Raw genomic sequence first — 6098 nt, 5'->3', positions numbered from 1 at the left:
ATTGTTAGTTGCTGGCTTTATGTTTGGATTTGTTGCTTGTGGAAACCAAGCTAAAGACGAGTCTGAAGCTACCGAAATGGTAGAAGAAGCTGGTGAAGAGGTAGAAGAAGCTGCTGAAGAAGTAGAGGAAGCTGGCGAAGAAGCTGGTGACGAAATGGAAGAAGCTGCTGAGGAAGTAGAAGAAGAAGTTGAAGATGATTCAACTGCTTCTGAATAATTTCAGCAAACAACTACGAAATTGGGCTTAAATATTAAGCCCTTTTTTTATGCCTAAAATATAAGTCCACGGTTTGAGTAACACCTCCAAATTTCGCCAGATTCTACAAAAGCATGTGCCTGAGGCAGCTGTAGACTATTGTCTGGAGCTATGGCTTGCACACCCTTTTAATTTTAAGCTCAAAAGACCTAGAGCCTCTAAACTAGGAGACTACAGGTACAATCCTAATGATAAATCTCATTCGATTTCTGTAAACCTGGATCTGAATAAATACTCTTTTTTAGTGACCTACCTACATGAAGTAGCTCATCTGCTGACCTATAAAGAGTTTGGTAGAAAAGTAATGCCTCACGGCAAAGAGTGGAAGCAAAACTTTAAGCATGTGGCGTTGCCATTACTTAGCAATGAGGTTTTTCCTGACCCGATGCTACGTGCTTTAGCAAAATACCTCAAGAACCCTAAGGCCTCCTCTTGCACCGATCCCGGGTTATACAAATCGCTATCTGCCTATGACACTGAGCCTAAGCTGTTCTTATCCGATGTAAAAGTTGGCGAACAATTTGTGCTGGGCAACCGCGTATTTAAAAAACAAACGCTGAGAAGAACTCGCTATGTATGCCTTGAAGTATCTACAGGAAAAAAGTATTTGATCTCAAAACTCGCCCAGGTAGAAGCAGCCTAGACTCCTACATACCCAATCGTTGGGTTATCAGTTTATCGACATGCCCATATAATTGCCGGGGTGCCATGGTTCGCCAGTTTGAAATATTAAGCGTACCGCCCATATTCACATAATTATCGATGTTGTAATTTTTAAACTCGTCCGCTACATGATCAGCAAAATTGACTGCGGCAATCCACCCGGGTTTAGAAAAATCAGTGTCATCTTCTACATCTTCAAACCAATCTTCATAATAGCTGTCGTCAGAGCCGTGAAAATTGAAGACGTTCTCCCCTATAAGTACAAATTGGTTTATGCCTTGACTTAAGAGATGGTCTACAATATTTCTCTTCAGGTGCATGATGTCATTATTGATGGTATCATTCCACTCACCAATAAACTCTATGATGCAAAAGCCTTCGTGATAGTCGGCAAAAAGTATTTTTATATAGAGAGTCTCAGAACCAATAAAATCCCATGACGGGTCTATGTAATACCCATAGATGGTGTCTGAATAAAGATCAAAATTGTATTGTTTACCGAAATAGGGTGATAGTTGGTCTTCTGCTGGATTATAATATTGTAACCAATTATAGTATGGCTCAATCTCGTGCATCTTTTCTTATTTTATCAATTACCTTCCTCACTGATCCATGCTCTTTGAGCAGTTTCTCAGCTTCGTCTCGACCAATTGATAACTCTTCCATCAGCATTCTTGTTCCGCGATCTACGAGTTTATTATTAGACAATTGCATGTCTACCATTTTATTACCCTTTACCCTACCCATCTGTATCATAACCGCGGTAGAAATCATATTCAACACCAGTTTTTGAGCAGTCCCGGCCTTCATACGTGTACTCCCGGTCACAAATTCAGGACCTACCACTACTTCGATAGGAAAGGTTACATTTTTAGCCAATTCGCTATTTCTATTACACACAATACAACCCGTTATTAAGCCTTTTTCTTTTGCTGCTTTTACACCACCTATTACGTATGGGGTACGGCCAGAAGCTGCTATGCCAATAACCACATCTTTGTGATTAATTTGATGCTCCTGCATATCTTTCCAGGCTTGTTCAGTATCATCTTCAGCAAATTCTACTGCTTTTCTTATGGCATGATCACCACCGGCAATAAGACCGATAACAACTCCATGGGGCATACCAAAGGTGGGAGGTATTTCCGATGCATCAACAACTCCCAGTCTGCCACTTGTGCCCGCCCCAATGTAAAAAAGCCTGCCTCCTTTTTGCAATTGATTTACAATTTCCGGAATCAGTGCCTCGATCTGAGGCATAGCTCGCATAATGGCTTTAGGCACTGTTGAGTCTTCCTGATTAATATTTACAAGAATATCCCTGACAGACATTTCTTCCAGGTTATCAAAATTGGAGGGTGATTCGGTTGTACTCATAGGTTAGTTTAACTCTTTTTGATGGTATAAAGTTAGCCCTGCAATTGGTGACTCTATTACCTTACCTACAGATATCGATAAATCAGCGGCTGCTTGTCTTAAGATGTTGCCGTAATAAAATGCTACAGAACCGGTAAAGTGTACTTGCTGCGTTTTATGGGCTTCGTATTTAATTACATTTTTTTCAAAAAAAGCTTTGAAGCTTTCATAGACTAGCGTATGACAGTATGGCTCATTAATATTCTGAAAAATAAAAGTAGAAAAACCAGCCATAAACCTTCCTGGACGCTCATTTTTATAAACGCTATCCAGGATGTCATCTCTCGTCAATCCAAATCTCTTAAAAAATCGGTCCTCCAGATTTTTAGGTAAATCTTTACGAATATAATCACCCAGCAACTGCTTGCCCAGGTGAGTCCCGCCACCTTCATCACCCAAAACATAGCCTAATGACGGAGTATTTTCAGCTATTCGCTTTCCATCGTAATAAGCAGAGTTTATACCTGTTCCAATTATGCAGGCAATCCCTGGCTCATGACCACAAAGAGCTCTGGCAGCAGCCAATAAATCATGATGAACTTCAATATCGGCCTTGCTAAACAAACTTTGCAGGACACTTTTTATTAGATTTATGTTGGCTTCTGTACTGCAACCAGCACCATAATAAAATACTTTAGTTACCTCCTCACTGATCTCAGGCATTAATTTATGTCGCAATTCTATATCAAGCTGCTCCTGAGATTGATAAAATGGATTGAAACCTATTGTTTTGGCTTGTGTTATTTTTCCATCAGGTTGAAGTATCCGCCAGTCGGTTTTCGATGAGCCACTATCTGCAATTAAAATCATGAAAAATCTATTGTGAGCATTAGAAACGTATATTTTTTAAAAATCTAAGTTATGAATAAAACACTATTTAGAAATCTATTTCAATTTATGTTCATCATCTCTCTTTCTACCGTATTATTTAGCTGTGGAGGTAGTGATGATGAAACCCCCCAGCCAAAAAATGAAGATAGCAAGCAAAGTGTCGGTGTCTCTGCCAACGATTTGTTATCAGACGATACCTACACTAATTTGGTAGTCGAGATTCAATATGCAGAAGGATATGCTCCACCACAAGGAGCTATAAATAATCTAAAGGAATTATTAAGCAGTCGACTAAACAAAGGCAATATCACAATCAAAACAAGTGAGATAGCAGCCCCAGGTCAATCGACCTATACCCTTGATGAGCTAAGAGAAATTGAAGATAGTAACCGTACAGAATTTACAAGCGGCAATACTGTATCTACCTATTACTTCCTGGCCGATGGCGGATATTCCAAAGACTCTGAAAACTCTAAAGTGCTGGGTATAGCTCATAGGAATACTTCTATGGTTCTTTTTCAAAAAACTATTGAAGACAACTCAGGCGGGCTGGGCCAACCATCAACCTCCTTGCTTACATCCACCGTTATGAACCATGAATTTGGACATATCTTAGGCTTGGTTAATAATGGAACACCAGTACAATCAGATCACCACGATGCCGCAAATGGCGCTCACTGTGATATACAGGATTGCCTCATGTTTTGGCAAGCTGAAACTAGTGGCGGCCTGAGCGATTTGGTCGGTATGAGTTCTCCACCTCCGCTAGATCCCCAATGCATTGCCGACTTACAGGCGAATGGTGGGAAATAACCCAAATAGGTCACTTAGTTTTGAGTGACCTTTTTTATTGATTTAGCAAGTTAGTATTAAACTTGCATCTATTAACCTTAAAAATCTTAACGATGAAAAAAAGGTTAATTCAGTGTCTATTTAACGGTTTATTTTGCTTATTCTGTTTGAATTTGTTGCCTGGATGCACCACTGCCGAGGATGAATTACCACACTCCAGTGCAAATCATAGACTTCCGGTTGGAGCGTCTTCAACAGATTTTTTATCATCTGATACATACACAAGTTTAACTTTTGAAATCCAATATCCTTCGGGTCATAGACCTAACCAGGCCCTTATGGATAATCTGAAAAATATGAGTGAAGAACTATTGAATAAACCCGATGGGATAAATATAGTACAAACTGAAATATCTTCACTTAATAAAGACCTTTACACGCTATCTGACATAAGAGCAATAGAAGATAACAATAGGTCTAATTTTACTAAAGGTGGTAATCTAAGTGCCTATATATTAATTGTGGATGGCGATTATTCCGTTAATAATAATTCTGAACATAAGACTTTAGGCTTAGCTTACAATAATACTTCTATCGTATTATTTCAAAAATCAATCGAGAAAAATTCAGGAAAAGTAGGCCAGCCATCTAATAGATTATTGTCTTCAACGGTAGTTAATCATGAGTTTGGTCACCTGCTCGGGTTAACCAATAATGGCACAGAAATTCAATCTAATCATCATCACGCTGAAAAGGGGGCTCATTGTACATCAACTAACTGTCTTATGTACTACAAGGCAGTAACAGACTTCTCTATGAGCGATATGATAGGCCTTAGTAGCCCAAAAAAATTAGACGCTCAATGTAGGGCAGACTTACAGGCGAATGGTGGGAAATAAAAATCAAGAGTGCCCGATAAGGGTACTCTTACTTACTCCACTTTTTACTTTCTAAGTTTTCCTATAGCTTTAAATTTATCAAAAACTTTATCAGTATGAGGGGCGTCTGGCAGTTCATCGGTTAGATCCTGCCCAGACCAGTGCTCGTAATGTTTACCATCTCTCCATAATTTAGATTTGGTTACATCATAGATAACGGCTTTATAAGCCACCCAAACCTCTTCTTTATCTTGTCCGTTTCTGAGTGCCAATTGTGAGTGGGTATACTCTGGTAGTTTGTCCATCAACCTTGAGAAGTAACGTATTTATAGTCCTTAATAATTGTGTATAGAAACTTAACCGGGGGCAGGTCAGATTGAACACCTAAGTAACTTTTTATTTTTTGAGAAATTGCAAGTACCGGTTTTACATTCGCTTGTTGTTTATTGACTGCAAGCGCTTCTTTTATAAGGTTAACTTCCGAATCACTCAACAAGCGTACCTCTGGAAAAGTCACCTTATAATCGATTTGAAGATTATTGATTAGCTCGTGAGAAGAAACTTTCATTTCCTGAGCGACTTTTACCACTGTGGTTCCGGCTGCCATATCCCCAAGTCTCTGCCCATGCTTACTCATTACAATGCTCACCACGGCTACACCACCGGAAAACAAGCTGATATCGATCGGCCGCAATATCCACCGCAATACATAGCCTCCTAAAGTAGCAGGAGACCCATCTACACGCACGACTTTAATATTTAATTGTTTCTTGCCAATACTCTGCCCATTGAGGGTAATCTCACAAATCAAATGATAAAATAAGACAGGTAATAAAAGGCTCATCCATATCCAGGTCGTGTCTAAATTTATCTTGACCAAAATATAAGCGATGGCAATTACATAGACTCCCTGAACGATGGTATCAATCGCAAATGCGGCCATTCTTGCTCCTAAACCAGCAAGTTGATAACGTATACCTACGTTTTGAGCCGTTCGAATATTTACACTTTGCATGCACGGCAATTTTCAATAAATTTCAAAATTAATAATTACCTGAATAAACTATATGAAAATGAAACTATTAAATATTCTATTCCTTGTTCTCATTCTAGCCTCATGCGGTAAGCAGGCTTCTGAAGAAGCCACCTCAGAGCCTACAGATGAGGAGCTGCGTGCTAAAGCCGAGGAACTCGCCAAAAAGTTTATAATCACAGATGGTCATGTTGATTTACCTTATAGACTTAAAGCCGATAATTTTAAT

At 39.2% G+C, this 6098-nt stretch carries 9 protein-coding genes and 1 pseudogene; 5 read left to right on the top strand and 5 right to left on the bottom strand.

The window, feature by feature from the left end:
• Together E1176_RS07965 and E1176_RS07960 are read left to right on the top strand one after the other, a co-directional pair.
• Positions 1–217 (top strand): hypothetical protein (locus E1176_RS07965; RefSeq protein WP_222933116.1); only part of this gene is annotated, 217 nt, incomplete at its 5' end.
• A 73-nt stretch (positions 218–290) separates the two neighbouring features.
• Positions 291–899 (top strand): SprT-like domain-containing protein, encoded by a 609-nt coding sequence (locus E1176_RS07960; protein WP_155210082.1) that lies wholly within the window; start codon positions 291–293, stop codon positions 897–899.
• Positions 900–903: 4 nt separating this feature from the next.
• Here E1176_RS07960 and E1176_RS07955 read toward each other — a convergent pair whose 3' ends face one another.
• Genes E1176_RS07955 through E1176_RS07945 form a run of 3 tightly spaced genes read right to left on the bottom strand, consistent with a single transcriptional unit; the run spans position 904 to position 3145 of the window.
• A complete protein-coding gene (locus tag E1176_RS07955) occupies positions 904–1494 on the bottom strand; it encodes a hypothetical protein (protein ID WP_155210081.1) in 591 nt (196 codons plus the stop codon).
• Positions 1481–2296 carry an N-acetylmuramic acid 6-phosphate etherase gene (gene murQ / locus E1176_RS07950; protein WP_155210080.1) on the bottom strand — a complete coding sequence of 272 codons (816 nt, stop codon included), beginning with the start codon at positions 2294–2296 and terminating at the stop codon, positions 1481–1483. Before murQ ends, E1176_RS07955 begins: the two co-directional genes overlap by 14 nt.
• 3 nt (positions 2297–2299) lie before the next feature.
• Positions 2300–3145, bottom strand: a complete 846-nt coding sequence (locus tag E1176_RS07945; RefSeq protein WP_155210079.1) for an N-acetylglucosamine kinase — start codon at positions 3143–3145, stop codon at positions 2300–2302.
• A 51-nt stretch (positions 3146–3196) separates the two neighbouring features.
• On the opposite strand from E1176_RS07945, the gene E1176_RS07940 reads away from it, so the two are divergent.
• Positions 3197–3979, top strand: a complete 783-nt coding sequence (locus tag E1176_RS07940) for a peptidase (protein WP_155210078.1) — start codon at positions 3197–3199, stop codon at positions 3977–3979.
• Between the two features lie 317 nt (positions 3980–4296).
• Positions 4297–4857, top strand: a complete 561-nt coding sequence (locus E1176_RS07935; protein WP_155210077.1) for a peptidase — start codon at positions 4297–4299, stop codon at positions 4855–4857.
• 44 nt (positions 4858–4901) lie between these two features.
• Here the strand turns inward: E1176_RS07935 and E1176_RS07930 are convergent, their stop codons facing one another.
• Positions 4902–5141, bottom strand: coding sequence for a cytochrome b5 domain-containing protein (locus E1176_RS07930; RefSeq protein WP_155210076.1), 240 nt, complete (start codon positions 5139–5141; stop codon positions 4902–4904).
• A complete protein-coding gene (locus tag E1176_RS07925; RefSeq protein WP_155210075.1) occupies positions 5141–5851 on the bottom strand; it encodes an RDD family protein in 711 nt (236 codons plus the stop codon). Before E1176_RS07925 ends, E1176_RS07930 begins: the two co-directional genes overlap by 1 nt.
• A gap of 58 nt (positions 5852–5909) precedes the next feature.
• On the opposite strand from E1176_RS07925, the pseudogene E1176_RS07920 reads away from it, so the two are divergent.
• Positions 5910–6098, top strand: a pseudogene (locus E1176_RS07920) (DUF2121 domain-containing protein); the annotation flags it as partial.

The organism is Fulvivirga aurantia, from assembly GCF_009711475.1.
GTDB lineage: Bacteria > Bacteroidota > Bacteroidia > Cytophagales > Cyclobacteriaceae > Fulvivirga > Fulvivirga aurantia.
The sequence above is the reverse complement of the archived record's forward strand: the minus strand, read 5'-3'. Positions and strand labels throughout refer to the sequence as shown.